Raw genomic sequence first — 25,888 nt, 5'->3', positions numbered from 1 at the left:
AAAAAAGCCCTGAGTCGGTTTGCGACTCAGGGCTTTTTGTTGTGCGGTGTACTTAGCGGCGACGGAACAGCGGCAGCGGTTCGTCGGTAGCGGCCTGATAGGTCACCGAGAAGTCCTTGAGGCCTTCAAGGGCTTCGTGCGGATCCTTGTCGGCGCGAATGGCGAACGCGTCGAAACCACAGCGATGCATGTAGAACAACTGGTCACGCAGCACGTCGCCGATGGCCCGCAATTCGCCCTTGAAACCATAACGGTCACGCAGCAGGCGGGCGTTGGAGTAGTTGCGGCCATCGGTGAAGGCCGGGAAGTTCAGGGCGATGACCTGGAACTGCGCCACGTCCTCACCGATTTCCTCGGCTTCTTCATCGGCGTCCAGCCAGATGCCCAGGCCGCCGTCGCGGGCCTGGAGCATGCGGCTGTGTTCGCGCCACAGCTGCAACGGCACGATGAGGTCGTCGCAGTTGCTGATCTCGTCGATGTTGAAGTCCTTGGGCAGCAGGTGCCAGGTCTCGTCGACGACCTCGTTGTTCTTAATGATTCGCTGCATAGACACGCTCCTTGAAGAGGTCGATACCGATACGCTGATAGGTGTCGATGAAGCGTTCGTCTTCGGTACGTTGTTCGATGTACACGTCGATCAGCTTTTCGATCACGTCAGGCATGACTTCCTGGGCAAAGGACGGGCCGAGGATCTTGCCCAGGCTGGCGTCACGGCTGGCGCTGCCGCCGAGGGAAACCTGATAGAACTCTTCGCCTTTCTTGTCCACCCCGAGGATGCCGATGTGGCCGACGTGGTGGTGACCACAGGCGTTCATGCAACCGGAGATGTTCAGGTCCAGTTCGCCGATGTCGAACAGGTAGTCCAGGTCGTCGAAACGGCGCTGGATCGATTCGGCGATCGGGATCGACTTGGCGTTGGCCAGGGAGCAGAAATCGCCACCCGGGCAGCAGATGATGTCGGTCAGCAGGCCGATGTTCGGCGTGGCGAAGCCTTGCTCGCGCAGCTCGCCCCACAGGACGAACAGCTTGTCCTGCTCGACGTCGGCCAGAATGATGTTCTGCTCGTGGGAGGTGCGCAGTTGCGCGAAGCTGTAACGCTCGGCCAAATCGGCCACGGCGTCGAGCTGCTTGTCGGTGATGTCGCCCGGTGCAACACCGGTCGGCTTCAGGGACAGGGTCACGGCCACGTAGCCCGGCTTCTTGTGGGCCAGGGTGTTGCGCACGCGCCAGCGGGCAAAACCCGGGTGCTGCTGATCGAGTTCGGCCAGGGCTGCGCTCTGGTTGTCCAGAGCCTTGTAGTCCGGGTCGACGAAGTGTTTGGCGACGCGATGCACTTCGGCTTCGGTCAATGTGGTCTGGCCACCGCGCAGGTGCTCCATTTCCGCATCGACTTTCTGTGCAAAGACTTCAGGCGTCAGCGCTTTTACGAGGATCTTGATCCGCGCCTTGTACTTGTTGTCGCGACGGCCATAGCGGTTGTAGACCCGCAGGATGGCGTCGAGGTAACTCAACAGGTCTTGCCACGGCAGGAATTCATTGATGAACGCACCCACCACCGGCGTACGGCCCAGGCCGCCGCCGACCAGCACACGGAAGCCCAGTTCGCCAGCGGCGTTGTGCACCGGCTCAAGGCCGATGTCGTGGACTTCGATGGCGGCGCGGTCGGAGGTCGAACCGTTGACGGCGATCTTGAACTTGCGCGGCAGGTAGGCGAATTCCGGGTGGAAAGTCGTCCACTGGCGCACGATTTCGCACCAAGGGCGCGGGTCGATCAGTTCGTCGGCGGCGACACCGGCAAACTGGTCGGTGGTGACGTTGCGCAGGCAGTTGCCGCTGGTCTGGATCGCGTGCATCTGCACGGTGGCGAGTTCAGCGAGAATGTCCGGGATGTCTTCCACGGCCGGCCAGTTGAACTGCACGTTCTGCCGGGTACTGATGTGGGCGTAGCCCTTGTCGTAGTCGCGGGCAATTTTGGCCATCATTCGCATCTGGCGCGAAGTCAGTTGGCCGTAAGGCACGGCGACTCGCAACATCGGCGCGAAACGCTGGATGTAAAGGCCATTTTGCAGGCGCAGGGGGCGGAATTCTTCTTCGCTCAGCTCGCCTGCCAGATAGCGTCGGGTCTGATCACGGAACTGCTTGACGCGGTCCTCGATGATCCGCTGATCGTATTCGTCGTATACGTACATATAAGTCCTGTTCTCAGGCTTGGGCCGGTCGGAAACAGCGGCGTTTTTTTGGCTTGCTGGCGTCCGATAAAACCTCGGCAATTCTGCGCGCACGGCCGCGCACTCCCTACGGAGCCGGGGCACGATACCAGTTTGCGTTTATGCGTAAAAGTGATGTTTGAGCATATGTAAAGAACCAAATCGCCTAATGAGAATCGTTGTTGCAAAGACCCTGTTTGTGATGAGGGCAATCGTCGTCTTTACTCTGCTCGTGTCTTTATGCAATCACCGATAAAACCGACAAGAGGCGATGCAATGAGCAACCCAACCAAAGCAAGGAAAAGCGATAGCAGCGTTGATGCCTGGGCAATCTTGTTCCTGATCATCCTGGTCGTGGGGACGGCGGTTTTCTGGGTCAGCCACCAGTAAACGACCGCGCCCGGGCCCGGTTGCGACGATTGTCCGACAAAAACCGGAAAAATCGCCGTTTCACGGACGTTCGCTGGCTATAATGCGCGGCGAATTTCCGGGGGCTCGGACGACCAATGTTGAAGTTTCTGTATGGCGTATCACTGACGCTGGGCATGGTCGTGGGAACCTGTGCCCAGGCGGCGTCAGTGCTGTTCCTGAATCCTGGAACCCCGACGGAAGCTTTCTGGGCGAGTTACTCGCAGTTCATGCAGGCCGCGGCGACCGACCTGGGGATGGACCTGCGCATCCAGTATTCCGACCGCGTCCCGGAAAACACCATCCACCAGGCTCGTGAAGCCCTTCAGGGCTACCATCGTCCCGACTACCTGGTGTTCGTCAACGAGCAATACATCGCCCCCGAAATCCTGCGCCTGGCCAAAGGCAGCGGGGTGAAGCTGTTCATGGTCAACAACGCCCTGACCCCGGATCAGATGAAGCTCATCGGCGCACGCCCCGACAAATACCCCGACCTGCTCGGCAGCCTGGTGCCCAATGACGAGGAGGGCGGCTACCTGATGCTCAAGGACCTGATCCGCCAGCACGGCCCGGTAGCCCCTGGCCAGACGATTGATCTGCTGGCCTTTTCCGGCTTGAAGATCACCCCGTCCGCGCAGTACCGCGAGAGAGGCATGCGGCGTGCTCTGGCCGAGCATCCCGAAGTGCGTTTGCGGCAGTTGGTGTACGGCGGCTGGACCCGGCAACGCGCCTATGAGCAGGCCAGGCTGTTGTTCAAGCGCTACCCGCAGACGGCTCTGGTCTGGGCCGCGAATGACGAGATGGTGTTCGGTGTGATGCAGGCGTATGTCGAGGCCGGCGGTGAGCCAGGCAAAGGCGTGTTGTTCGGCGCGATCAACAATTCACCCGCGGCGTTGCAGGCACTGCTCGACCGCCGCCTCAGCGTGTTGCTGGGCGGGCATTTCAGCCTGGGCGGCTGGGCGCTGGTGCAATTGCATGATTACGATGAAGGCGTGGACATCAGCCAGTACGGCGGCCGGGACCGGCAGATTCCGCTGCTACAGCTCATCAACCGGACACAGGCCAAGCGGCTGCTGGCGATGGGCGCCGCGCAGGACTTCGGTGTGGACTTTCACAAACTGTCCGCCAAGGGTCGGCCGACCTCCTATCGTTATCCGTTCACCCTGCAAACCCTGATGCATTGAGTCGCTTCAAACCCCGGCCATAAGCAGCACCAGCTTGACGATGCCGAACAGCGCCAATGCAAACACCACGGTGAACACAATCCCCAGAATCACGAAATGACTCGGCTTGCCATGAGTGAAATCACGCGCCCGATTCTTCCCGCTCTGCACTCCGAACGCTGCCGCCATGACACTGTGCAACATCTGCCAGAAGGTCGGTGGCTTGTTGTCGACTGGATCGTCCATAAATCCCTCGCCTTTGAGTAGGTCTTCAGAGCATAGCCAAAACCGCAGCTGGCATTTTAGCCGGCTGACGCATTTGGAAATGAGTATCCGCCGGTGCAATAACTATCTACCTCAGTCGGGGCTCCCTGAAATGATGTTCTGTCGTTCCACTTTTCAGGAACGTCAACATGTCTACCCATCCTCCGTCTTTACCCCGTCAACATTGGATCGCGCGCCAAAGCAGTATTCATGGCGAGCTTCTCGAGCAGAAAACACCCGCCTGGCTGATCAACGCCCTGCCGCCAAGACGGGCTGCGTTAAAGGACGCCGGCACGCTTGCAGCGGACTGGTTTCAGCGCGCCTCCGTCAAGCAACAGCAAGTACTGAAGAACAGTTTCATTGCCAGTGTCACTGCGCAAGCCAAGCTGGACAAAACGATGTCCGCGCTCGCGGATATCGACTCATTCGCCGCGCCGGTGCTCGCCAAGGCCCTCAAGGAACGGTTCGCAATTGAATTGGACGTCAACAAAACCCTGCTCTGCCTCAGGCGGCCGCTGGAGATCGGCGATCTTGACATCGAAGTGGCATCGTTCGAGGTCATGAAGCTGTCGTTGCTACAGGCGGCGCTGCATAACTTCGAAGCTGCCGAGTGCGAGGAGGGGGCCTTCCATCGCAAGTCGGGTTTCCTGGTCGAGACGTCCACGCCCGGCACCTACGAGGTCGCGACCCTCGCCATGACCGTCAGTCAGTTCCTGTCTCTGTGTCGCGAGCTGGATATCGGTGCCCAATATCAGGCCTGTATCGAGGCTTTCTTTCAGCCAGCCGATACGCACCAGGAAACGGCGCTGCGCGAGCAATTCATCACCAGCCAGAAAGCGGCATTGCGGGCCGCTGCCGAAATGGCCCTGCTGAAGAAGGATATCGAGCCTGAAGATTACACAATGATCCTCTCGGTCGTTGAAGGCGAGATCCATCCCCGAGTCGGTAACACGCCCGTGTGGTTTCGCGACCTGAGTGTGATGAAGCGCAGGATGACCGGTTGCGTCGTGTTCAGTATCAGCGAGCAGTATCGCTACACCAGCGACTTCATCGTTTACATTCCCCATGATCCCGAGCATCCGCTCAAACGCTATACCTCCGGGCAGTTGAGTGAGGAATTCAAACGCCAGTTCACGGACCGGGGCACAACGCAGCCCGGCGCTGGTGGCCCGACGGCTCACCAGCGTTTTTTCAGTCAGTTCGTTGCTTACGCCGATCGTCCTTACTACTTCAGTCAGTTCACCCGAATAGCCGCGGATGCGCCTGCCGATCCCTTGCATTCGATCTGGGTGAAAGTCGCGCAATTCCTTCCGCCATTATCCAGCGTTGTGCGGATCAAGGAATTGCCGCCAGAGCGTGCTGGCAAGCGCGAACCGGTCGAGGATCCCTACCTCAATCCTTTCGGGATCATTCGCGAAGGCGTCGACGGCATCTGGTCCGCCAACACTGACCTGTGGACCTACCTCTACGAACAAAACCGCGCCAAGGCGATCGCCGATGCCCGCAGCCATGCGGTCCCCACGGCTGATGTCGATGCGAAAGCTCGGGCCGAAAAGCTCAACCATCTGCTGGAAGTCGGCATGTTGGGGCTGAACATGGTGTCGATGTTCGTGCCGGTACTGGGAGAGATCATGCTGACGGTCATGGCCGGTCAACTCCTGTATGAGTCTTTCGAGGGCGTGATCGAGTGGAGTGAGGGCGATCGCAATGCAGCCAAGGCGCACCTGATCGATGTGGCCGAGAACCTGGCGCTGATCGCGGTGATGGCGGGGGTTGGCAAAGGGGTGGCCAGGTTGGCGCCGGTGACGCCCGAGCCGGTGGTCGAGCGCCTGGCCCCGGTCAAGTGTGCCGACGGCGAAACCCGATTGTGGAAACCTGACCTGAGCGCCTATGAAGGCAATGTCATGCTCGATCGCAACTCAGTGCCTGATGCGCTGGGACTGCACCGGGTAAACGGCAAAACCTGGATCCGGCAGAGCGGCAAGGTCTATGAAACACGCTTCGACTCTGAACTGAACAAGTGGCGCATCCAGCATCCGAGCGATACTCAGGCCTGGCAACCCATACTCGAACACAACGGGCAGGGTGCCTGGCGCCATTCGCTGGAGCGACCGCTGGCGTGGGATCGTCTGACCCTGCTGCGGCGCATGGGCCCTATCGCCGAAGCATTTTCCGATGAGCAACTGCTCGACATCGCGCAGGCCTGTGATGTGGACGACAGCGCCTTGCGCAAGATGCACATGGATCATTTGCCGCCGCCACCGGAACTGGCGGACGCCTTGCGCTTGTTCGAAGCCGATCCTGGCAGCAGCGGGCCACTGATCGAAAAATTGCAGCGTGCCAGCCCGGGACTGAGTGAGTCCGCCGCCCGCAGGATCCTGCTGGATGCCAATGCCGAAGAGCTCAACCGCCTGAAAGCATCCGCCCGGATACCGTTGAAGATGCTCGAGGAGGCGCGTTGGTATACGCAGCAAGGGCATCAGGCCAGGGCTTTCGCCGGCTTGTACAGGGAGGACATGGCCTCGGCACACAGCCGATGGCTCGCGTTGCATGCGCTGGAAAAACTGCCTGGCTGGTCCGGCGAAGTACGCCTGGAGGTACGCGACGGACACATCAACGGCCCGCTCATCGATGGCATCGGCAATGAATCGGCAGGCCGTCGCAAGTATGTGGTGAAACAGGGGCCTTCTTTTCAGGCCTTTGATGAACGGGGAGAAACGCTCAATGGCGTGCCCGCCAGTGGCGACAATTTTTTCGCCTCGATCATGCATGCCTTGCCGGATGAATCCCGCCAGGCACTGGGCGTTCCACATGTCAGTCAGAGTGCCGGTCTGCGCCAGGCGGTCATCGACTCTGCCATCGAGCATCGACTGGAGTTGTCGCAGCAGCTGGCGAAACGAGCGGGTCGCCGCCAATCGTTCAAGCCACCTGTACGCGTCTCCGAGCGCCGGGTGGGGTACTACGCCAGCGGTCGCGGCCAAGGGTTCAATCCTTCGCTGGTGGCCCGCGTGCAGGATGTGCATCCCGGGCTCAGCGATCAGCAGGCCAATGGATTTATCCTGGCGCAATTGCGCGCGGGCAAGACTGAAGCACATGTCTATAGCCTCATGCAGGAGCGCATGCGTCAGTGGGAAGTACTGGAATCGACGCTCGATCAATGGGTTGGCGAGCCTGTGCCGGAATCCATTTTGCAATCCATGCTCGGCAGCAAGGCCTCGGTTGCGCACAACATCAAGCAAAGCTGGCGCAACTCACCGTTGGCTGACAGTCACCCCATGTACAGGTTGCTGGATCTGGTCTGTGACGACCCGATACCGCCATTGTCGGCGGATTTCTCCCATGTGCGTGATTTGTATGTTCGCGGCCGGTGCATCACTGACGCCAATGTCGATGCCCTTTTGGCGAGTTTCCCCAGGCTGAAAAGGCTGCGAATAAATGCCACGGGGGATGAGTTCAGCAACGTACCTGCCACATTGAGCGGTATGCGCGAGCTGACTGACCTGAGCCTTTATTGCGCCACGCCATACGCCGTGGACATGCCGTCGAGGTTAAACGCTTTGGTGGCGCTCGAGGATCTCAGTGTCTCTTCCTCCAGTTACGCATCGCTTGCTCTGGATGTCCGCGGACTGCGCAAACTGCGCAGCCTGGAAGTCCTTGCTCCCTCGATGTTTGAATGGCCTGCAGGGGTTCTCGAGCTGCCACGCCTTGAGCGTTTGAACCTCAGGGGGACCGGTATCAGGACATTGCCCGACGGTGTTTTCCAAGGGCATGAAAAACTTTGGTCCGGGCTGTCGCTGGACTGGTCGAACTTCCTGCGGGAAAACTTCAAGCCAGCGTATGACTACGTCAAGCACCATCCTGAACACCTGGTTGATCTGCAGGAAATGGTCAAGGACTACAGCAAGGGGGAGTTAAGGCGTCTTGGCGAAGGCATGTACGACTCGGTCGAGGTGATATTCAGTCAGTTTACCGAGCAATGGCCGGGCGCCGAAGCAAGGTTCGAGGCCCTGGAGGCTTTGGGCGATGGCTACCGAACACTCGACCGGCAACTCAATGACTGGTACCACTCGAAAGCGACGCCAGTAGCCATCGAAGAGACGATGGCGCGGGAGTGGTTGGGCCATTCCCTGAGAGTCAGCTGGCGTCATGGTGCCTTCAAACGTTATGGCTCTACGGCCGATGCCTCGGTGCTCGAGGTGCCGAATCTGCAACTGAGTGAACTTCCAGTGCTACCGGCCAGTGAGTTCTCGCATGTGCAGACATTGAACTTGAGGGGTACTCAAGCGCCTGCGGAACAGATTCGCCGCTTTGTCGGTGGTTTTACCGAACTGCAGAGGCTCGGCTTGCCCGGTACCGGTTTGACTGAGGTGCCGATTGCGCCTGGCGAACTTGGCAAACTGACTTATCTGGATCTATCGGGCAACCGCATGGGTGCCGGTTCAACCGAACCACAACGTTTCGAGGGGCTGCAGAGTCTCGAATACCTGGACCTGAGCAACAACCCGCTGCACTCGCTGGACGTGAGTGCGTTGACTCGTCTCAAGGCCTTGAATCTGCGCGGCACGGACCTGCAGGAGTGGCCAGCAGGGTTGCAGGACTTGCCAGAGCTGAACTGGCTCGATTTGCGTGACAGTCAAGTCAGCGCGCTGCCGACGCCGCTTGCGGATGACATGCTGCTCAAAACCAACCTGACCGGCACTCCCTTGACCCCGGAGTCCATCGCAGAACTCGATCTGGCCCGGCAGCGAGTGGAAATGGGCAAATGCTTGCCAGTCGGGACCCTGAAACGGTTTGACCTGGAGGAGGTGCCAACGATTTTCCCGCCGTCGGAGAGCGGGGAGTCGATCGCAGGTCATTTGCTGGCGCTGACAGAAGTTCCGGTGGGAGAAGGGCCTGCGGCGTTGGGAAAACGCCTGCAACGACTAAAACCGAATCTCACCGATGATGACGCCTTGCAAGTGATCGAACAGATGCGCGAGAGCGGGGCAACGCAGGTGCAAATCGGTGAGCGAATAGCCGAATGGGAGCAAGCTTATGAGGTGCTCACCCGTCGTTTGAATGGTTGGCTGTTTACGCGCGGGACACAGGGCCCGGGTTGGATGACGTCCTCGAGCACCCGCAGGCTGGGTGCCTTGCGAATCCTTGAATGCTGGCGTGAAGGTCTGGGCGGCGCGCCGGGTGATGCGCACGCCGTGTTGGATCTCAATGGTCTGCAACTGGGCGATCTGCCGGAGCTGCCGGTCATGTTCGAGCATGTGGGCAGCTTGAACCTGACGAGCGTAAAACTGACCGCTCAAGGCTCCGACGGGTTCCTCAAGGCATTCACTCAACTGAAGGCACTTGAACTCAATGGCAATGGGCTGGAGGTTGTACCCGACCCGGTTCAACACATGGAAAAGCTCGAGCGCCTGGAAATCTCATCGAACCGTATCAGCGATACCGAGGGCTTGTACGCAAAGTTGAGCAATCTGCAACGGCTGCAATCGCTGGACCTGAGTTACAACGAGCTGGATGCTTTTGACGTCGGTGATTTCGACGCTTTGGAGACGCTTGATCTGCGCAACAACAATCTGACCGAATGGCCGGACGGCGTGGCGACTGCCAATCGCCTGAGATCGCTGAACCTCAGTGGCAACGACATCACGTCGGTTCCCGAGGACGTTCTGGATGGCAGCCACGAGGTTCTGCTGAGCGGTACGGACATGAGCGACAACTACAACCTGTCGCTGGAAAGCCTGGAGCGATTGAGGACCTATCGCGAAGAGGGACTGCACGACACCGTGCTGGGATTCTCGCGCAGTGATCTTGATGATCTGATTGATGATGCGCATGGCTTTGACGAAGCAAGCATCGACAGCATTGAGACTGATGAGGAACTCTCTGAAACCGAGCCTGATTCCGCTCAAAGGGAGCCCTGGCTGGCCAATGCTCCGGCTGAGGAGTTGGCCGGTAAAAAAGAGACCTGGAATCAACTGGCGGCGGAGCCGGACAACGCGGCGTTCTTCCATTTGATTGCGCGATTGCAGGACACGCAGGAGTTCAGGGTGGCGAAAGCCGATCTGACCCGGCGAGTGTGGACAGTCATGGACGCCGCCGCGAGCAACAGCGAACTTCGCGAGGTGCTGTTCGCCGGTTCCGCTACCCATGGCACCTGTGTCGATGGCCGGATCCTGACGTTCAGCGGGCTGGAAAGCAAAGTGTTCACCCACAATGCCTTGCTCGACATTCCCGTCGGACGCCTGAGTGAAAAGGGTGATGCGCTATTGAGGTTGTCCCGGCAGTTGTTCCGGCTGGACAAGGTCGACGAGCTGGCGACAAAAACCGCCGCGCGTGCCGGTCATGATGAAGCCGAAGTGCGGCTGGGTTATCGAATCGGCCTTACCGATGGCTGGCCTGATGGCCTGAGCCTGCCAGGGCAACCCAGGCACATGACCTACGCCTCGGGCGTCACACCCGGGCAACTGGCGCAGGCGCGCATCGAGATCGGCAATGCAGAGCGCTCCGACGGTTTTTTTGAAGACCTGATTCAGCGTGACTACTGGGTGAGCTATCTCAAGGAGAAATACCCTGAAGACTTCAGGGCACTCGATGAGATGGATGTCCAGGAGATGGACACCGATGAGGTTGGCAACGCTGACGACCCTGCGTTCCTGAGCGTGCTTTTCGATCAGGCGGCGGCACGCAATGCGAAGATGATCGAGTTGTCTCGAAAAGAGGTCGCGGAGCTCGCCTCAAACGGCTGATTCATTCTCCCTGTAGGAGCGAGCTTGCTCGCGATGGTCGTTAACGATAACGCGTGTTTACTGGATAAACACAGCGCTCTTGAGTCCATCGCGAGCTCGCTCCTACAAGGGGGCACTCAGTTGTCGTAACCCAGGTTCGGTGCCAGCCAGCGTTCGGTCACGCTCAGCTCCTGGGATTTACGCGAGGTGTAGCTCTGCACCTGGTCCTTGTCGACCTTGCCCACGGCAAAGTATTGCGCCTGCGGGTGGGCGAAGTACCAACCGCTGACCGCTGCCGCCGGGAACATGGCGTAGTGTTCGGTGAGGAACACACCGCTGCGGCCTGCGCGCATTTCCTCGGCCTCAGGATCGAGCAGGGCGAACAGCTGGGCTTTTTCGGTGTGATCCGGGCAGGCCGGGTAACCCGGTGCCGGACGGATGCCGGTGTATTGCTCCTTGATCAACGCCTCGTTATCGAGCGTTTCGTCTTTCGCATAACCCCAATGCTCTTTACGCACCTGCTGGTGCAGCCACTCGGCGCAGGCCTCGGCCAGGCGGTCCGCCAGGGCCTTGACCATGATCGAGTTGTAGTCGTCGCCCGCGTCCTGGTAGGCCTTGGCGACTTCTTCGGCGCCGATGCCGGCGGTGGTGATGAAACCACCCACGTAGTCGGTCACTTCACTGTCCTTGGGCGCGACGAAGTCGGCCAGGGAGAAGTTGGGCTTGCCATCGGTCTTGATGATCTGCTGGCGCAGGTGATGCAGCTTGGCCATTGGCTTGCCGTCATCGCCATACAGCTCGATGTCGTCGTCATGCACCTGGTTGGCCGGCCAGAAGCCGAACACTGCGCGAGCGCTGATCAGCTTTTCGTCGATCAGTTTGCGCAGCATTTCCCTGGCATCGTTGTACAGCGAGGTGGCGGCTTCACCGACCACTTCGTCCTGGAGGATGCGCGGGAACTTGCCGGCCAGGTCCCAGGAGATGAAGAACGGCGTCCAGTCGATGTATTCGGCCAGTACGTCGAGGTCGATATTGTCCAGCACCCGCGTGCCGGTGAAGGTCGGCTTGACCGGCGTGTAGCTCGCCCAGTCGAATTGCGGCTTCTTGGCGATGGCCGCGCCGTAGCTCAGGCGTTCGGTGCGGGCGCTGCGGTTGGCGGTGCGCTCGCGAACTTCGATGTAGTCCTGGCGGGTTTTCTCGACGAAACCGGGCTTGAGTTCCTTGGACAGTAACTGCGTCGCCACGCCCACGGCGCGAGAGGCGTCGGTGACGTAGATCACCGCGTCGTTGCTGTACTTGGGCTCGATCTTCACCGCCGTGTGCGCCTTGGAGGTGGTCGCGCCGCCGATCATCAACGGCAGGTGGAAGTCCTGGCGCTGCATTTCGCGGGCGACGTGGACCATCTCATCCAGCGACGGGGTAATCAGGCCGGACAGGCCGATGATGTCGCACTTCTGTTCCTTGGCCACCTGGAGGATTTTTTCCGCCGGGACCATCACGCCGAGGTCGACGATGTCGTAGCCGTTGCAACCGAGCACGACGCCAACGATGTTCTTGCCGATGTCGTGCACGTCGCCCTTTACGGTGGCCATCAGGATCTTGCCCTTGGCCTCCGGCTTGTCGCCTTTCTCCAGTTCGATGAATGGGATCAGGTGGGCCACGGCCTGTTTCATCACGCGGGCGGATTTCACCACCTGCGGCAGGAACATTTTGCCGGCGCCGAACAGGTCGCCGACGATGTTCATGCCAGACATCAGCGGGCCTTCGATCACTTCGATCGGGCGGGCGAACGACTGACGAGATTCTTCGGTGTCTTCGACGATGTGGGTGGTGATGCCCTTGACCAGCGCGTGCTCCAGGCGCTTGTTGACGTCCCAGTTGCGCCACTCTTCAGTCTCGGCTTCCTTGACGCTGCCGTCGCCCTTGTACTTGTCGGCGATGGCGAGGAGGGCGTCGGTGCCTTCCGGGGTGCGGTTGAGGATCACGTCCTCCACGGCGTCGCGCAGCTCCAGCGGGATCTGGTCGTAGATCTCCAGTTGGCCGGCGTTGACGATACCCATGGTCAGGCCACTGCGGATCGCATACAGCAGGAACACCGAGTGGATCGCCTCGCGCACCGGGTTGTTGCCACGGAACGAGAACGATACGTTGGACACGCCGCCCGAGGTCAGCGCGTACGGCAGTTCGTCGCGGATGTAGGCACAGGCGTTGATGAAGTCCACGGCGTAGTTGTTGTGTTCTTCGATACCGGTGGCCACGGCGAAGATGTTCGGGTCGAAGATGATGTCTTCCGGCGGGAAGTCCACTTCGTTGACCAGGATGTCATAGGAGCGTTTGCAGATTTCCTTCTTGCGCGCTTCGGTGTCGGCCTGGCCGGCTTCGTCGAAGGCCATCACCACCACGGCGGCGCCGTAGCGCTTGCACAGCTTGGCGTGATGAATGAACTGCTCGACGCCTTCCTTCATGCTGATCGAGTTGACGATGCCCTTGCCCTGGATGCATTTGAGGCCGGCTTCGATCACTTCCCACTTCGAGGAGTCGATCATGATCGGTACGCGGGAGATGTCCGGTTCGCCGGCGATCAGATTGAGGAAGGTCACCATGGCCTTCTTCGAATCGAGCATCCCTTCGTCCATGTTGATGTCGATCACCTGGGCGCCGGCCTCGACCTGCTGCAGGGCGACTTCCAGGGCTTCGGTGTAGTTGTCTTCGCGGATCAGACGGGCGAACTTGGCCGAGCCGGTGATGTTGGTCCGCTCGCCGACGTTGACGAACAGCGAGCTGCGATCGATGGTGAACGGTTCCAGGCCCGAGAGGCGGCAAGCCTTGGGGATGTCCGGAATCTCGCGCGGCGCATAGCCGGCCACGGCCTTGGCGATGGCTTCGATGTGGCCCGGCGTGGTGCCGCAGCAGCCGCCGACGATGTTGAGGAAGCCGCTTTGGGCGAACTCTTCGATGACCTTGGCAGTTTCCGACGGCAGTTCGTCGTACTCGCCGAATTCGTTCGGCAGGCCGGCGTTCGGGTGCGCGGAAACGTGGGTGCCAGCCTTGTTCGACAGCTCTTCGAGATACGGGCGCAACTCGCTGGCGCCGAGGGCGCAGTTGAGGCCGACGGAAATCGGCTTGGCGTGGGCCACGGAGTTCCAGAACGCTTCGGTGGTCTGGCCGGACAGGGTACGGCCGGAGGCGTCGGTGATGGTGCCGGAAATCATGATCGGCAACTCGATGCCCAGCTCTTCGAACACGCCTTGCACGGCGAAGATCGCGGCCTTGGCGTTGAGCGTGTCGAAAATGGTTTCGATCAGGATCAGGTCGGCGCCGCCTTCGATCAGGCCTTTGGTGGATTCGGTGTAGTTTTCCACCAGCTCATCGAAGGTCACGTTGCGGTAGCCGGGGTTGTTCACGTCCGGGGACAGCGAGCAGGTGCGACTGGTAGGACCGAGCACGCCGGCAACGAAGCGCGGCTTGTCCGGGGTTTCCAGGGTCTTGGCGTCGGCGACCTTGCGCGCCAGGCGCGCGCCTTCTACGTTTAACTCATACGCCAGGCCCTGCATGCCATAGTCGGCCAGGGAGATCTGGGTGGCGTTGAAGGTGTTGGTTTCCAGAATGTCGGCGCCGGCGTCCAGGTAGGCTTTTTCAATGCCGCCAATCACGTCCGGGCGAGTCAGTACCAACAGGTCGTTGTTGCCTTTGACATCGCTCGGCCAGTCAGCGAAGCGTTTGCCACGGTAATCCTGCTCTTCGAGCTTGTAGCTCTGGATCATCGTGCCCATACCGCCATCGAGAATCAGGATGCGCTCTTTGAGGGCGTGCTTGAGAGCTTGAAGGCGAACGCTGCGATCGGACATTTGGACTACTCGGTAAGACCATGACGAAGGGCCGGGATGATAGCAAACCTGTGCGCTTTTAGAGCATGACTCGAATTTGCATGAATATCGTTCATGTTGGCAGGGGTGACAGACCGGTAGAATCGCGGCGTTTTTTCAGGATTCAGGACCAGGGACATGTCGTATCGCTTCGTCATCGGCACATTGATGCTGTTTTTTAGCTGGGGCGCTGCGGCGCAAAGCCCGGCGATTTCTTCTGCCATTTCCTACAGCCGCGACATTCAACCGATCTTCACTGAAAAGTGCGTGGCCTGCCACGCCTGCAACGACGCCGCCTGTCAGCTCAATCTGGGCAGCGGCGAGGGCGCTGCACGGGGCGCGACGAAAGTCCCGGTGTATGACGGCGACCGCACTAAAGCGGTGGCGCCGACGCGGCTGTTTCTGGACGCCTCCGGCAAAGCCGCCTGGCAGCAGAAGGGCTTCTATTCGGTGCTCGATGCCCAGGGCAGCCAGGCCGCATTGATGGCGCGGATGCTGGAGTTGGGCCACAACACCCCATTGCAACCCAATGCGAAGTTGCCGCAAGACATCGTCCTGGGCCTGAACCGGGAAAACATGTGTGCCATGCCTGCGGAGTTCGGCGCCTATGCCGCTGCGCACCCGAAGGAGGGCATGCCGCTGGCGGTGACCGGCCTGACCGACCAGCAGTACCAGACGCTGCAACGCTGGCTGGCGGCAGGGGCGCCGATTGATCGGCAAGCGATGGCGCCCAGCGCCAGGGAGGCCCTGGAGGTGGTGCAGTGGGAAAACCTGCTCAATTCACCGGGCGCCCGTGAAAGTCTGGTGGGGCGCTGGCTGTATGAGCACTGGTTCCTCGCCCATCACTACTTCAAGGATGGCGAGCCCGGGCATTTCTTCCAGTGGGTGCGTTCGCGCACGCCCACCGGCCAGCCGATCGACCTGATCAATAGCCGTCGCCCCAACGATGACCCGGGCACGCAGTTCTACTACCGCCTGTGGCCGGTGCAGGGCGTGATCGTGCACAAGACCCACATCAGCTACCCACTGAGTACGGCGAAGATGGCGCGGGTCAAATCGCTGTTCTACAGCGGTAACTGGCAGGTCGATGCCTTGCCGGGCTACGGGCCGCAGAGCCGGGCCAACCCGTTTGCCACTTTCGAAGCGATTCCGGCGCAGGCGCGTTATCAGTTCATGCTCGATAACGCCGAGTACTTTGTGCGCACATTTATCCGCGGCCCGGTGTGCCGCGGGCAGATCGCCACGGATGTGATTCGCGACAACTTCTGGGCGCTGTTCCAGGCGCCTGAACACGACCTATACGTCACCGACCCGAACTATCGCGGGCAAGCCACGCCGTTGCTGGCGATGCCGGGGCAGAATGATGATGTCGGCAGCGTCCTGAGCCTGTGGCACGACTACCGCGACAAACGCAACGAATACGAGGCCCTGCGCCGCGACAGCTACGCCGACGAGCCAGCACCGAGTTGGTCGAGCCTGTGGGCCGGCAACGATAACGCGCTGCTGAGCATCTTCCGCCATTTCGACAGCGCTTCGGTGACCAAGGGCCTGATCGGCGACGTGCCGCAGACGATGTGGCTGTTCGACTATCCGCTGCTGGAACGCACCTACTATCAACTGGCGGTGAACTTCGATGTGTTCGGCAACGTATCCCATCAGGCCCAGACGCGCCTGTATTTCGACCTGATCCGCAACGGTGCCGAGCAGAACTTCCTGCGCCTGATGCCCGCCGACTCCCGGGACGGCTACCTCGACGACTGGTATCAGAACAGTGGCAAATTCAAGATGTGGCTGGACTACGAGTCCATCGACGATGACAAGCCAACTGCACTGAAGCTGGACCCGCAAGACCCCAAGCGCGACTTTGCCATGCAGTTGCTGGCCCGCTATGGCGACCTCAATGCCAGGCCCGACCCGATCAACCGCTGCGACGGCGCCTACTGCTCGCGGCCGAACATCGATCCGGACCTGCAAAGTGCCGAGCAGGCGCTGAGTCGCCTGACCTCACGCCCGGCGGCGGGGCTTAAAGTCATCGACCAACTGCCGGAAGCGACCCTGTTGCGCATCGAAACCGCCAGCGGCAAGCGCGAGGTCTATAGCCTGCTGCGCAATCGTGCCCACAGCAACGTGGCGTTCCTGCTCGGTGAATCGTTGCGCTATCAACCGGGGCTCGACACCCTGACGATTTTCCCGGGCGTACTCAGCAGTTACCCGAACTTCATGTTCAACATCCCGGCCGGGCAGGTGCCGGCGTTTGTGGATGCGATGGAAAATGCCAGGGACAGCGCCAGCTTCGAGAAAATCGTCGAACGTTGGGGGATCCGCCGCAGTCATCCGCAATTCTGGGTTTATTTTCATGACATGAGTCGCTACATCCAGGAAAACGATCCGGTGGAAGAGGGCGTGCTGGACATGAACCGCTACGAGAATCTCTGATCCACCGCCACCCCCCTGTGGAGTCGCCGACACAGGGGGATCGGTGTTTCTTTTCCCGACAAAAATACTAGGACTTTGTCCGGCGCGTCGATTGGCGTAAACTGCGCCCAAGCCTGCGAGGAGTTTCCATGACCGCTATTACCATTACTGACGCCGCCCACGATTATCTGGCTGATCTGCTCTCCAAGCAGAACACCCCGGGCATCGGCATCCGCGTCTTCATCACCCAGCCTGGCACCCAGTACGCCGAAACCTGCATTGCCTACTGCAAGCCGGGCGAAGAAAAACCCGAAGACACCGCGCTGGGGCTCAAAAGCTTCACCGCGTACATCGACCATTTCAGCGAAGCTTTCCTGGACGATGCCGTTGTCGACTACGCGACCGACCGCATGGGCGGCCAGCTGACCATCAAGGCGCCAAACGCCAAGGTACCGATGGTCAACGCCGACAGCCCGGTCAACGAGCGCATCAACTATTACCTGCAGACCGAAATCAACCCGGGGCTGGCCAGCCATGGCGGCCAGGTCAGCCTGATCGACGTGGTCGAAGACGGCATCGCCGTCCTGCAGTTCGGCGGCGGTTGCCAGGGCTGCGGCCAGGCCGACGTGACGCTGAAGGAAGGGATCGAGCGCACCTTGCTCGAGCGCATCCCTGAGCTGAAAGGCGTTCGCGACGTGACCGACCACACGCAGAAAGAAAACGCCTACTACTAAGGTGTTCGCTGCGGATTGAAAAAACGGCGCCCCGTGAGCGCCGTTTTTTTATGGGTGAACTTCGCTGACGCCTTCGCGAGCAGGCTCGCTCCCACAGTTGACAGTATTCCAATGTGGGAGCGAGCCTGCTCGCGAAGGGGCCTTATGGGCGATAGAGATGCGCATGCCCCGCGCGATACAGCGATGACTCGCTGAAGTTGTCACTGCCCAGCACCCGACCCACCAGAATCAACGCCGTACGGCGAAAGCCCTTGGCCACAACCTTCCCGGCAATGTCCTCGAGCGTGCCCACCACCCAATCCTGATCCGGCCAGCTTGCGCGGTGAACCACGGCTATCGGGCAATCGACGCCGTAATGCGGCAGCAGTTCCTCAACGATCTTCGCCAGGTGATTGACCCCCAGATGAATCGCCATGGTCGCGCCATGCTGCGCCAGACTGGCGAATTCCTCGCCGGGTGGCATCGCGGTCTTGTCGGCGTAGCGCGTCAGGATCACGCTTTGGGAGATGTCCGGCAGCGTCAGTTCCGCGCCCAAAAGCGCTGCACACGCGGCTGTGGCCGTGACGCCGGGTACGATTTCGAACGCAATGCCCAACTCACGCAGATGGCGAATCTGCTCGCCGATGGCGCCATACAGGCTCGGATCGCCGGAGTGTACCCGGGCAACATCCTGACCTTTGGCGTCGGCGCTCTTGATCAGCTCGATGATCTGTTCCAGGTGCAGCTCGGCGCTGTTGACCACCTGTTCGGCGCTGTGGCCTTCCAGCACCGCGGCAGGCACCAGAGAGCCGGCATAGATGATCACCGGGCAGCTGCGAATCAGCCGCTGGCCCTTGACGGTAATCAGTTCGGGGTCGCCGGGACCTGCGCCAATGAAGTAGACGGTCATCGTCGGTTCCTGTCGGGAAAAAAGGGGCTGAACAGGGCTTCAGATGAAGAATGTTCATGATCAACGGTGGGGATTATCGCGGTTTTCAGGCGGCGCCGGCCAATGCCAGTGTGGCCTGGGCATATTTCTGTCGTGGAATCAGCAGCTTCGCCGGGCCTTGGGCCAGTTGTTCGGCCAGGGCCAGTGCGGCGCTTTCCGCCACGCCGTAGCAACCGGTGCGTTCAAACGCTATTTGCGATTGATGGCTGAGTTGCGGCTCATAGGCGGCCAGTTGTTCACTGGTGAAATACATCAATTCCAGACCCAACTGCTGGGCCAGTTCGACCAGCGCAGGTTCGTCGCGCTTCAAATCGATGCTGGCCAGCGCCTTTATTTCATGGCGTGCAATCCGGTGCGCCGCCAATGCCTGGTCGAGCAGTGCCAGCAGCGTGCTGACGGGGCAGCCCCGCTGGCAGCCCAGGCCGACCACCAGGGTCGGCGCTGTGCTGACATCAGTCATGCGTGGTACTGGCCATCGCTTTTGCGCCGGAACAACCAGGCGCTGATCAGGCCCAGGGCCAGCCAGAACGCCACGTTGGTCAGTTGCGAAGCGATTTTGAACTGGGCTTCCAGCGCCTCCGGAGCGAGCATCGAATGCACTTCCGGTTGCGGTGCGCCAATCACATGGGGAACGGCAAGGATCGCCACGCCAAGAACTTTCATCAGCCAGTGACGGCTGAACACGATCAGTGCGATACCGACGGCGGTGGAGGCGGCGGTGCCGATCCACCACAGTTGCCGTTGTGCCAGATCGGCTGCGGCAGTGCCGGGCAGTTCAGGCGGCAGGCCAAGGGTCGGCGCGAGCACGAAGGTCGCATAACCGGCCAGGCCCCAGAGCAGGCCCTGGGAGGTTTTGGTCGGCGCACGCAAGGTGTACAGGCCGGCCAGCATCAGGGCGAAACCGACGGCCACCACCAGGTTGCCGCCGGTGGTCGACAGCACACGCTGCCAGCCGTCTTCCGGCTCCCAGGCCTCGGCATCGTGAGTGTGGGCAGCCATCGCACCGTCGGCGTGTTCATGCATTTCAACCGCGGCCGGTTCGGCTTTTTCGTAGGTTTCGGCCTGCAGGATCAGGGGGGAGACCCAGAAACTTTGCAGCAGGGTCAGCAGCAGGGCGGCCAGCAGCCCGGTGAAACCTGCGGTTTGCGCAATACGCTTGATCATGTCGTCAGGTCTCAATGGCACGGGAACGCGGAGCTGTGACGGGTATCGTGGGCGGCATTGTGCACCGCTTCGATGTGCGAGAAACCGGCGAAATACACAAGGCACGCGCCCAAAATCGACGCGCAGGCGGCGGCGGTCAGACGTTGAGTCAGGGTTGAGGTGGTGCTGGCTGTAGTGTGGCCGGTGCTGCTGATGATCGACATGGCGTTTCCCTCTGGTCTGTCAGCGGGGAATAAGAGCGCATGCAAAACCCTGCACGACCAGGCGCGCAGGGTTTCAAACAGCGCCCGCCCACCGCGGGTTTGTTGTTTCAGTGATCGTACTGGTCACTTTGTGTTGCGGGCCGGTCTCCGGGCTCACGAGGGGCAAAGGCCTGGGCCTGAACCTGTAAGCATCACCTTCCCATGCCGTGATGGCACAGTGGATCTGATGCTTCGCTCGCTTACCGTTGCGGGGGCAGCACCGGACTGACATGGCTTTGGAGTAAAGCACATGATTCACCGGTTTCCCGTTTCACCCTGTGAAGGGCACCCGTAACAAGATGCGTAGGAGAGCATGGGCGGGGGTTGGGCGTCAATTGGCAGGAGTTCTCAACTGAAGACCGAGTCGCCTTCATCGCGAGCAGGCTCGCTCCCACATTGGAACGCGATCCCCTGTGGGAGCGAGCCTGCTCGCGAAGGGCTCACCACTGATTTCAAGCGGACATTGACCCGCCCCAATACCATGCGTAGCCTTGCGCTTTCGAGGTTCTTCGGCGTTTGTCGAAGCTAAGAAGGGAACGCGGTCAATGCCGCGGCTGCCCCCGCAACTGTGAACGGTGATGTTCGTTGCCACGCCACTGCTGGCTCAATCCATGAGGCCGGCGGGAAGGCGCAGCGAATGCCAGGCTCAAGGCCGGCACACCGTCAGCCAGGAGACCTGCCTCGACACAGATTCTCACTTTCAACCGGGCGGGGTGATCCGGTGGCGAACTCTTCAGGCACGCGCCTCCGCGTTGCCGGTTGTCGTCCCGTATGCCCGCCACCTAAGCCATAGGGCATCCGATGAAAACACTGGCCAAACTTCCCGTCACCATCGTCACCGGCTTTCTCGGCTCGGGTAAAACCACGCTGCTGCGGCACATGCTCGACAACGCCCAGGGTCGCCGAATCGCGGTGATCGTCAACGAATTCGGCGAGTTGGGCATCGACGGCGAAATCCTCAAGCAGTGCTCCATCGGTTGCACCGAAGAAGAAGCCAGCGGCCGTGTCTATGAGCTGGCCAACGGCTGCCTGTGCTGCACCGTCCAGGAAGAATTCTTCCCGGTGATGCGTGAACTGGTGGCCCGTCGCGGCGATCTCGATCACATCCTGATCGAAACGTCCGGCCTGGCGCTGCCCAAGCCGCTGGTGCAAGCCTTCCAGTGGCCGGAAATCCGCAGCGCCTGCACGGTCGACGCGGTAATCACCGTGGTCGACAGCCCGGCCGTGGCCGCCGGTACCTTCGCCGCCTTCCCGGACCAGGTCGACGCCCAGCGCAAACTCGACCCCAACCTGGACCACGAATCGCCACTGCACGAACTGTTTGCCGACCAACTGGCCAGCGCTGACCTGGTGATCCTCAACAAAACCGACCTGATCAACCCGGCAGACCTGGCCCGGGTGCGCCTGGAAGTCGCTGAAGAATTGCCGCCAGCGGTGAAAATCGTCGAAGCCAGCAGCGGTCGCCTGCCGCTGGACGTGTTGATCGGCCTGGGTGCCGGTTCCGAAGAAAACATCGACAGCCGCCACAGTCACCACGACTATCATCACGATGGCGACGACGATCATGACGACCACGATCACGACGCCTTCGATTCGATCTCCATCGAGCTGCCGCAAGCCGACGAAAGCCTGCTGCTGGACGCGTTGACCCAACTGGTGGTGCAGCACGGCATCCTGCGCGTCAAAGGCTTCGCCGCGATCCCGAACAAACCGATGCGCCTGCTGATCCAGGGCGTGGGCACGCGTTTCGACAAGCACTTCGACCGTCAGTGGGGCGCCGAAGAAGCGCGCGTCACCCGCCTGGTGCTGATCGGCCAGGAACTCGACGCCGCCGCGCTCGAAGCGCAACTGCGCGCCGCGCTCAGCGTGTAAGCCATGCACCTGCTCAGGACCCAGCCCGGCGGTTTCGTGTCGGATGACAACATTGCCGACCTTGGACAAACCCCCGCCGAGCTGGTGGTCCTGTGCAGCGGCGATTCCAGCCTGGCGCTGCTCGCCGAAGCGGCGCAGCAGTTGCCCGAGGATTACCCGAGCGTGCGCCTGGCCAACCCGATGCAGGTGCAGAACCATGCCTCGGTCGACTTGTACGTCGATGAAGTGCTGCGTCACGCCAAGGTGATCCTGATCTCGCTGCACGGCGGCATCGCCTATTGGCGTTACGGCATCGAACGACTGGTCGAGCTGTCGCAGCGCGGCGTGCAGGTCATCCTGGTACCGGGCGATGATCGTCCGGACCCGGAGCTCAGTGACCTGAGCACCGTCGGCGCCGAGGATCGCGACCGGCTCTGGCAGTTTCTGCGCCAGGGCGGCATGGGCAACGCCCTGGATTTCTTCCGCTGTCTGGCCAACCGCTGGCTGGCCCGTGATTACACCTGGGGCGAGCCGCAAACCCTGCCACGCACGGCGATCTACCATCCGCACAAACACTCTGGCGCACTGAGCGACTGGCAGGCCGACTGGTACGCCGATCAGCCGGTGGCGGCGGTGCTGTTTTACCGCTCGCATTTGCAGGCGGCGAACACTGCGTTCATTGATGTTTTTTGCCAGCGTTTGCAGGCGGCGGGGTTGAATCCACTGCCGATTGCGCTGGCCAGTTTGAAAGAACCCGGCTGCCTCTCGGTGGTCGAGGATTGGCTGGATGAAGTCGAAGTTTCAGTGATTCTGAATACCACCGGCTTCGCTCAATCCAGTCCGGAAGCCCCTCATCTGCGGCCGTTTCGCCGCAATATCCCGGTGATCCAGGCGATTTGCGCCCAGGACAACGAACCGGGTTGGCGCGCCAGTGAACAGGGGCTTGGCCCTCGCGACCTGGCGATGCACATTGCCTTGCCGGAACTGGACGGACGCATCATCAGCCGTCCGATCAGCTTCAAGGACCTGGCGTGGCGCAGTGAGCGCAGTCAGTCGGATGTGGTCTGCTACCGGCCACAACCGGAACGCATGGATTTCGTTGCCGAACTGGCGCGGCGCTGGGTCGAGCTGGCGCGGGTGCCCAATGCGGATAAACGCATCGCCCTGATTCTCGCCAACTACCCGACCCGCGATGGACGCATCGGTAATGGAGTGGGCCTCGACACTCCGGCCGCCGCGCTGAATATCCTGCGGGCGCTGCAGGCCGAAGGTTATCCGTTGCCGGCCCGATTGCCGGACAGCGGCACTGCGTTGATCCAGCAGTTGCTCGGCGGCGTCAGCAATGATCTCGAGACCCTCGACCAGCGTCCATGCCAGCAGAGTCTGGCAATGGATGAATATTTGAAGATGTTCGAGGCGTTGCCCGAAGCCAATCGCGCAGCGGTGCTGGAGCGTTGGGGCGCACCGGAAAACGACCCGATGTGCCGCAGCGGACGAATGATGATCGCCGGCCTGCGCTTTGGCCTGACTTTCGTCGGCATTCAGCCGGCGCGGGGTTATCAGGTCGATCAGAGCGCGGTGTATCACGACCCGGACCTGGTGCCGCCCCACGGCTACCTGGCGTTCTATTTCTGGTTGCGCAACACCTATGGCGCCCACGGCGTGATCCACGTCGGCAAGCACGGCAACCTCGAATGGCTGCCGGGCAAGGGCGTGGGGCTGTCGGAAAACTGCTGGCCGGATGCACTGCTCGGGCCGCTGCCGAATATCTATCCGTTCATCGTCAACGACCCGGGCGAGGGCGCCCAGGCCAAGCGGCGTACCCAGGCGGTGATCATCGATCACCTGATGCCGCCGCTGACCCGCGCCGAAACCTACGGCCCGCTGCGTAACCTCGAACTGTTGGCGGACGAATATTACGAAGCGCAACTGCTTGATCCGCGCCGCGCCCGAGAGTTGCAGCGCGACATCCTGCAACTGGTGCGCGATACCCACATCGACCGTGAGCTGCAGCTGGACGAACAGCTCGACAGCGATGCAGACGCGGCGATCTGGTTGCCGCGACTCGACACCTACCTGTGCGACTTGAAAGAGTCGCAGATCCGCGATGGCCTGCATGTGTTCGGCGAATCGCCCACCGGGCGTTTGCGCATCGACACCTTGCTGGCGTTGTTGCGCATTCCAAGGGGCGATGGCCGAGGGGCGCAATCGAGCCTGCTGCGGGCACTGGCCAAGGCTTTCGGGCTGGGGTTCGACCCGCTCGATTGCGCGCTGGCCGAGCCCTGGACCGGACCGCGTCCCGAACCGCTTTTGCTGATCAGCGATGACACCTGGCGTACGGCGGGTGATACCCGCGAGCGCCTGGAATTATTTGCCACCCAACTGATCTCGCAGGCATGGGTCGCCCCCTGTGGGAGCGAGCCTGCTCGCGATGGAGTGTCAGCCACATTGATGTCAACTGACACACCATCGCGAGCAGGCTCGCTCCTACAGGGGGCGGGTTGGTCTGAGGTACAAGCCATCATCGACAATCTGCGCGAAGTGGTCGCTCCGCGCCTGGACGCCTGCGGTCCCGCGGAAATGCGCGGCTTGCTCGATGCCCTCGGCGGGCGTTTCGTCCCGGCCGGTCCCAGCGGCGCGCCGAGTCGCGGGCGGCTGGACGTGCTGCCCACCGGGCGCAACTTCTACTCGGTGGACGTGCGCAACCTGCCGACCACCACGGCGTGGCGTATCGGTTTCCAGTCGGCCAACCTGATTCTGGAGCGGCACCTGCAAGACCACGGCGATCATTTGCGCCAGCTCGGCCTGTCGGTGTGGGGCACCGCGACCATGCGCACCGGCGGCGATGACATCGCCCAGGCCATGGCGCTGATGGGCGTGCGTCCGGTCTGGGCCACCGGCAGCCAGCGGGTCGATGACTTCGAGATTCTGCCGTTGAGCCTGCTCGACCGTCCGCGGGTGGACGTGACCTTGCGGGTGTCCGGTTTCTTCCGTGATGCCTTTGCCAATCTGATTCGCCTGTTCGACGCGGCAGTGCAGGCGGTGGCCGACCTCGACGAGCCGGACGACCTCAACCCATTGGCAGCCAAGGTCCGCGCCGAGCGTGCCGCCTTGCTGCAGGCGGGGCTTGATGAAGACGCGGCGCGACGTCAGGCCGGCTGGCGGATTTTCGGCGCCAAGCCCGGTGCCTACGGCGCGGGTGTGCAGGGCGCCATCGACGGTCGGCTGTGGCAAACCCGCGAGGATCTGGCCGAGGTGTACCTCAACTGGGGCGGCTACGCTTACGGCGGCTCCGACGAGGGCACTGCCGCTCGTGAACAGTTCAGCCAGCGCCTGAGCCAGGTGCAGGCGGTGCTGCAAAATCAGGACAACCGCGAGCACGACTTGCTCGATTCCAACGATTACTACCAGTTCCAGGGCGGCATGCTCGCGGCGGTGGAAAGCCTCAGGGGCGAGGCGGCGGCCAGCTATCATGGCGACCACAGTCAGCCGGACCTGCCGAAGATTCGCACCTTGAAGGAAGAGCTGAACCGGGTCATCCGCTCCCGCGCCGCCAATCCGAAGTGGCTCGAAGGCGTCAAGCGTCACGGCTACAAAGGTGCATTCGAAATGGCCGCGACAGTCGATAATCTGTTCGCTTTCGACGCCACCACGCAGTTGATCGACGATCACCAGTACGCCTTGCTGGCCGATGCCTATTTGCTCGACCCGCACACTCGGGATTTTGTTCGCGAACACAATCCCCATGCCTTGCGCGACATGACCGAACGCATGCTCGAGGCGCAACAGCGCGGGATGTGGAAGGAGCCCGGCGAGTACCGCGAGGCGCTGGAGAATCTGTTGCTGGACATAGAGGAAGACGGCTGATGCGCCACAGACCCTGTGGGAGCGGGCTTGCCCGCGATGACATTCATTCAGTCGACA

Annotated in this window: 14 protein-coding genes and 2 riboswitches; of the genes, 6 read left to right on the top strand and 8 right to left on the bottom strand. The window is 61.2% G+C overall.

Going from position 1 to position 25,888, the window contains the following annotated elements; all coding sequences use genetic code 11:
* Nucleotides 1–52: 52 nt before the first annotated feature.
* Complete coding sequence (locus tag EI969_RS05195) at nucleotides 53–547, bottom strand: DUF934 domain-containing protein (RefSeq protein WP_150719222.1); 495 nt, start codon at nucleotides 545–547, stop codon at nucleotides 53–55.
* Nucleotides 531–2,189, bottom strand: a complete 1,659-nt coding sequence (locus EI969_RS05190) for a nitrite/sulfite reductase (protein WP_160386229.1) — start codon at nucleotides 2,187–2,189, stop codon at nucleotides 531–533. The genes EI969_RS05195 and EI969_RS05190 overlap by 17 nt, the downstream gene beginning before the upstream one ends.
* Before the next feature lie 524 nt (nucleotides 2,190–2,713).
* Here EI969_RS05190 and EI969_RS05185 point away from each other — a divergent pair.
* A complete protein-coding gene (locus EI969_RS05185; protein WP_160386227.1) occupies nucleotides 2,714–3,799 on the top strand; it encodes an ABC transporter substrate-binding protein in 1,086 nt (361 codons plus the stop codon).
* A 6-nt stretch (nucleotides 3,800–3,805) separates the two neighbouring features.
* Here the strand turns inward: EI969_RS05185 and EI969_RS05180 are convergent, their stop codons facing one another.
* The gene (locus EI969_RS05180; RefSeq protein WP_160386226.1) at nucleotides 3,806–4,024 is read right to left on the bottom strand and encodes a DUF2970 domain-containing protein; all 219 of its coding nucleotides are present in this window, start codon (nucleotides 4,022–4,024) and stop codon (nucleotides 3,806–3,808) included.
* Between the two features lie 167 nt (nucleotides 4,025–4,191).
* On the opposite strand from EI969_RS05180, the gene EI969_RS05175 reads away from it, so the two are divergent.
* A complete protein-coding gene (locus EI969_RS05175; protein WP_160386225.1) occupies nucleotides 4,192–10,785 on the top strand; it encodes an NEL-type E3 ubiquitin ligase domain-containing protein in 6,594 nt (2,197 codons plus the stop codon).
* 116 nt (nucleotides 10,786–10,901) lie between these two features.
* Here the strand turns inward: EI969_RS05175 and metH are convergent, their stop codons facing one another.
* Nucleotides 10,902–14,612, bottom strand: coding sequence for a methionine synthase (metH, locus tag EI969_RS05170; RefSeq protein WP_160386224.1), 3,711 nt, complete (start codon nucleotides 14,610–14,612; stop codon nucleotides 10,902–10,904).
* Nucleotides 14,613–14,768: 156 nt separating this feature from the next.
* Between metH and EI969_RS05165 the strand changes: the two genes are divergently transcribed.
* Entirely contained in the window at nucleotides 14,769–17,066 is a 2,298-nt protein-coding gene (locus tag EI969_RS05165; protein ID WP_160386223.1) for a fatty acid cis/trans isomerase, read from the top strand.
* 128 nt (nucleotides 17,067–17,194) lie between these two features.
* Nucleotides 17,195–17,779 carry a Fe-S biogenesis protein NfuA gene (nfuA, locus tag EI969_RS05160; protein ID WP_007912592.1) on the top strand — a complete coding sequence of 195 codons (585 nt, stop codon included), beginning with the start codon at nucleotides 17,195–17,197 and terminating at the stop codon, nucleotides 17,777–17,779.
* Between the two features lie 142 nt (nucleotides 17,780–17,921).
* Here the strand turns inward: nfuA and cobM are convergent, their stop codons facing one another.
* The 4 genes from cobM to EI969_RS05140 form a co-directional block, all read right to left on the bottom strand.
* Nucleotides 17,922–18,668 carry a precorrin-4 C(11)-methyltransferase gene (gene cobM / locus EI969_RS05155; RefSeq protein ID WP_160386222.1) on the bottom strand — a complete coding sequence of 249 codons (747 nt, stop codon included), beginning with the start codon at nucleotides 18,666–18,668 and terminating at the stop codon, nucleotides 17,922–17,924.
* A gap of 85 nt (nucleotides 18,669–18,753) precedes the next feature.
* Nucleotides 18,754–19,167 (bottom strand): cobalamin biosynthesis protein, encoded by a 414-nt coding sequence (locus EI969_RS05150; protein ID WP_160386221.1) that lies wholly within the window; start codon nucleotides 19,165–19,167, stop codon nucleotides 18,754–18,756.
* Nucleotides 19,164–19,871 (bottom strand): CbtA family protein, encoded by a 708-nt coding sequence (locus EI969_RS05145; RefSeq protein WP_160386220.1) that lies wholly within the window; start codon nucleotides 19,869–19,871, stop codon nucleotides 19,164–19,166. The genes EI969_RS05150 and EI969_RS05145 overlap by 4 nt, the downstream gene beginning before the upstream one ends.
* An 11-nt stretch (nucleotides 19,872–19,882) precedes the next feature.
* Entirely contained in the window at nucleotides 19,883–20,074 is a 192-nt protein-coding gene (locus tag EI969_RS05140) for a CbtB-domain containing protein (protein ID WP_160386219.1), read from the bottom strand.
* Between the two features lie 120 nt (nucleotides 20,075–20,194).
* Nucleotides 20,195–20,421: riboswitch (cobalamin riboswitch) on the bottom strand.
* A 177-nt stretch (nucleotides 20,422–20,598) separates the two neighbouring features.
* Nucleotides 20,599–20,812: riboswitch (cobalamin riboswitch) on the top strand.
* Nucleotides 20,813–20,914: 102 nt separating this feature from the next.
* On the opposite strand from EI969_RS05140, the gene cobW reads away from it, so the two are divergent.
* The gene (cobW, locus tag EI969_RS05135) at nucleotides 20,915–21,985 is read left to right on the top strand and encodes a cobalamin biosynthesis protein CobW (protein WP_160386218.1); all 1,071 of its coding nucleotides are present in this window, start codon (nucleotides 20,915–20,917) and stop codon (nucleotides 21,983–21,985) included.
* Nucleotides 21,986–21,988: 3 nt separating this feature from the next.
* Nucleotides 21,989–25,831, top strand: coding sequence for a cobaltochelatase subunit CobN (gene cobN, locus EI969_RS05130; protein WP_160386217.1), 3,843 nt, complete (start codon nucleotides 21,989–21,991; stop codon nucleotides 25,829–25,831).
* The last annotated feature ends 57 nt before the right edge of the window (nucleotides 25,832–25,888 follow it).

Source organism: Pseudomonas sp. PB101 (assembly GCF_009764265.1).
Classification (GTDB): Bacteria; Pseudomonadota; Gammaproteobacteria; order Pseudomonadales; family Pseudomonadaceae; genus Aquipseudomonas.
The sequence above is the reverse complement of the archived record's forward strand: the minus strand, read 5'-3'. Positions and strand labels throughout refer to the sequence as shown.